4 protein-coding genes are annotated in these 3,414 nt (G+C 48.9%); 1 reads left to right on the forward strand and 3 read right to left on the reverse strand.

What is annotated here, in order from left to right:
- The first annotated feature begins 64 nt into the window (after positions 1–64).
- The gene (locus tag ACESLU_RS13140; RefSeq protein WP_372639089.1) at positions 65–1,795 is read left to right on the forward strand and encodes a Na(+)/H(+) antiporter subunit D; all 1,731 of its coding nucleotides are present in this window, start codon (positions 65–67) and stop codon (positions 1,793–1,795) included.
- Positions 1,796–2,205: 410 nt separating this feature from the next.
- Here ACESLU_RS13140 and nuoK read toward each other — a convergent pair whose 3' ends face one another.
- From nuoK to ACESLU_RS13155, 3 genes are all read right to left on the reverse strand, one after another.
- A complete protein-coding gene (gene nuoK, locus ACESLU_RS13145) occupies positions 2,206–2,508 on the reverse strand; it encodes an NADH-quinone oxidoreductase subunit NuoK (RefSeq protein ID WP_073062595.1) in 303 nt (100 codons plus the stop codon).
- Between the two features lie 7 nt (positions 2,509–2,515).
- The gene (locus tag ACESLU_RS13150) at positions 2,516–3,034 is read right to left on the reverse strand and encodes an NADH-quinone oxidoreductase subunit J (protein WP_372639090.1); all 519 of its coding nucleotides are present in this window, start codon (positions 3,032–3,034) and stop codon (positions 2,516–2,518) included.
- Between the two features lie 71 nt (positions 3,035–3,105).
- Positions 3,106–3,414, reverse strand: a 309-nt coding sequence (locus ACESLU_RS13155) for an undecaprenyl-diphosphate phosphatase (protein ID WP_372639091.1), incomplete at its 5' end; no start/stop codon positions are given.

Below are 3,414 nucleotides of genomic sequence, written 5' to 3' on the forward strand. Positions count from 1 at the left end.
GCCATTCTCATATTTCTCTCCCGGTGGCTGGGAAAATTAATCCTCTTAAGCGACGAAGATTACTATGACCGTTGAAATTTTTATTATACCGGCCGTCATTCTAATTGCCGGAGCATTTATGCTGCCGTTACTTCCCCGGCAAACGCGCGGGACGGCATTTATTCTGTTTCCGGCCATAGCCCTGGGCGTTCTTTGGATGCTTCCCGAGGGAAGCCTGATGCAGGCTACACTGGCGGATTACGAGCTTCACCTGCTCAAGGTTGATGCCCTGAGCCGGATCTTTGGGACCATCTTCGCACTTATCACCATCGTAGGCGGGATCTATGCCCTGCACATGAAAGAGCTGGGCCAGCAGACCTCCGCCCTTGCCTATGCCGGCGGTGCTCTCGGGGTTACTTTTGCGGGGGACTTTTTTACGCTCATTGTCTACTGGGAAATTATGGCCGTGGCTTCCTCCTACCTGATCTGGGCCCGGCGAACGGAGCAGTCCGACAAGGCGGGGATGCGTTATATCCTGGTACACGCGCTGGGCGGGGGACTCCTGCTCAGCGGGATACTGCTGCATCTTTCGGAGGGAGGCTCTCTGCTGTTAAGTCCCCTGACCCCGGAATATACGCTTTCAAGCACGCTTATGCTTACCGGTGTGGCCATCAACTCCGCTATTCCCCCGCTGCATGCCTGGCTGGCGGATGCCTATCCCAAAGCGACCATTACCGGGGCGGTCTTCATGTGCGCCCTGACAACAAAATCTGCGGTCTATGTGTTGATCCGCCTGTTTCCCGGCTGGGATATCCTGATCTGGGCCGGACTGATTATGGCTGTCTGGGGGACTATCTACGCGCTGCTTGCCAATGACATACGTGAAATTCTCGCCTACAGTATCATTAGTCAGATTGGATACATGGTTACGGGCATTGGCATCGGTACCGAGATGGCTCTTAACGGGGCAGCAGTCCATGCCTTCAGCCATATATTGTACAAATCACTGCTCTTTATGGGTGCCGGCGCCGTCATGTATGCCACAGGCAAAAACAAGCTTTCGGAACTTGGCGGCTTTGCAAAGAAAATGCCCCTGGTTGTGATCCTTTATATCATCGGGGGATTGGCCATTTCCGGAGCTCCGCTGTTTAATGGCTTTATAAGCAAGTCGATGATTATCAGCGCCGTCGGTGATGCGCATATGGAAACGGCTACCATAATACTGCTTTTAGCCTCTATAGGTACGTTCTTGCATACGGGACTAAAACTGCCCTACTTCACCTGGTTCGGCTCGGCTAAAAGCGAGTTTACGGTGGGTCACGTACCCCTCAACATGAAAATCGCTATGGGGATCGCCGCCTTTTTCTGTATCTTGTTCGGCGTCTTTCCTTCTCTGCTGTATAACTCCCTTCCCTACCCGGTGGAATACCATCCCTATACAGCCTACCACCTTGTAGAGATGACTCAAATTCTGATATTCGGCTTTATCGGTTTTTGGTTATTGAAAGACAAACTCAATACAGCTCCCAATATCTCGCTTGATCTCGACTGGTTTTATCGCCGGCCGGCCCATCTCGTCCGAACGATTTTCGTACAGTTTCCGGATCGTGTTTTTGCCGCTGCCGAGAACATGGTGCTTCGGGCGGCCCAAACGATCAGCCGCTTTTCCAGAAACCCCCGAAAGTATATCTACTCCGGGGATACCGATGCATCCGGCCGGCCTGTAAAGACGGATGATTTCACAGCGCCTATTCATGCCGCCATGGCTTTTATCCTCCTGGGATTTATTTTAATGGCCCTGTTTGTATTGATATGATATGAGTTCTGGATATGCTCGCAATGGCAATGCCCCCACCTGCTGCGTTAGGGCTTCGAAAGACAAGCTGCCAACCTGTATCTCCCACAAATAAAAAAATATAGAATAGCGCTACCTCTCGTAAAGGTAATGAGCTTTTGTTATTTTTAGGTATAAGCTCGCAGCATATCTTGGTAATAAATGTAGGGTAACAGCGGTACAGACGCTGAAAAAATAACATTTCCACACCTTGACCACCTTTGCCTCTCCTCTCTTAGCGTAACTTGTTGTATCAGCTAACAGGGACAGCCCCAGGGAACGGGAAACGATGGAAATAGCCTTCCGACGTAAAGAAAAGATGAGATAAGAGCAGGGGCAGCCGGAAAATCATGGATTGGCTATAAGGATTATTTTCTACGGCTCCAGCCGGTTTACCATCGCAATAAATTAACGCGGCTGATATCAACGGACAGATTATTTCGAAAGATTGCAATAATAATCGCCAGTCCCACGACCGCTTCAGCTGCGGCCACAGCCAGCGAAAAGAAAACCAGAATCTGTCCGTCTACATTGCCATAGTGGCTGCTGAATGATATGAGAGTCAGGTTTACGGCGTTCAGCATCAGCTCTACGCACATAAATATGACGATCGCATTCTTACGGATGAGCACACCGATAATTCCGATCGTAAACAGGATAGCACTAAGGGCCAAATACCAATCTATACTAATCATCTTACTCTTATTCTTCTGTAGCAGGTTTAATTTTAAGTTGTGCAACGATGAGGGCACCCACGACGGCCGCAGTCAAAAGGATAGCGGTTAATTCAAAAGGCAACAGGTAATCCGTGTAAAGCACATCGCCCACGGCTTCCACCGTGCCCATTTCAGCCATCTTTTCAGAAACAACCGGAAGCGCATCAGAAAAGCTGCCGATGCTGTATAGGATCTGAGAAAATACGCCGACCCCCAGCAAAAAGGCCACAAAATATTTGATACGAAATTTATTGAACAGGCTCTGCTCCTCATCCACATTAAGCAGCATTATGACAAATAAAAAGAGTACCATAATGGCGCCCGCATACACCAAAATCTGTATAATGGCCAAAAACTGTGCCTCCAGCAACAGGTACATCCCAGCGAGTGATACCATGTTCAATACCAAAAAAAGCGCACTGTTGACGGTATTCTTGTTTATGACCATCGCCAGTGCGGACGCAACGGCCAATACCGCTAAAAAGATAAAAGAGTAAGTAATCATATCATCCAATTTGTTTTAGTGGCTTCAAAGGTAGATAAATTTAAAAACGGCATCAACTGTAAATATGAAATTTACCAATAGTACAGGACTCCCACGCCACCTAACATCCAGCAATACCACGCAAACGGGTGAATGCCCTTGCTGCGGAGCAGGATAATCAAATATTTGAGGGCAAAATAACCCGAGACAAATGAGGTTACAAATCCAATGACGAGTCCCAGCAACGTATCAAAGGGCACGCCGGCCTCCACCATCTCCACCGTCTTGAGCAGCATGGCGCCCCCGATCACCGGGATGACCATCAGAAATGAAAAATTGGCCACTTCCTCCCTTTTTATACCCAGATACAGCCCGAGCGAAATCGTCGAACCCGACCGGCT

The organism is Fodinibius sp., from assembly GCF_041642155.1.
Lineage (GTDB): Bacteria > Bacteroidota > Rhodothermia > Balneolales > Balneolaceae > Fodinibius.

What these genes read in the sequence shown, in the direction of transcription:
- ACESLU_RS13150 (WP_372639090.1), bottom strand. Translation starts at nt 3,034, where the DNA reads ATGATTACTTACTCTTTTATCTTTTTAGCGGTATTGGCCGTTGCGTCC.
- ACESLU_RS13140 (WP_372639089.1), top strand. Translation starts at nt 65, where the DNA reads ATGACCGTTGAAATTTTTATTATACCGGCCGTCATTCTAATTGCCGGA.
- nuoK (WP_073062595.1), bottom strand. Translation starts at nt 2,508, where the DNA reads ATGATTAGTATAGATTGGTATTTGGCCCTTAGTGCTATCCTGTTTACG.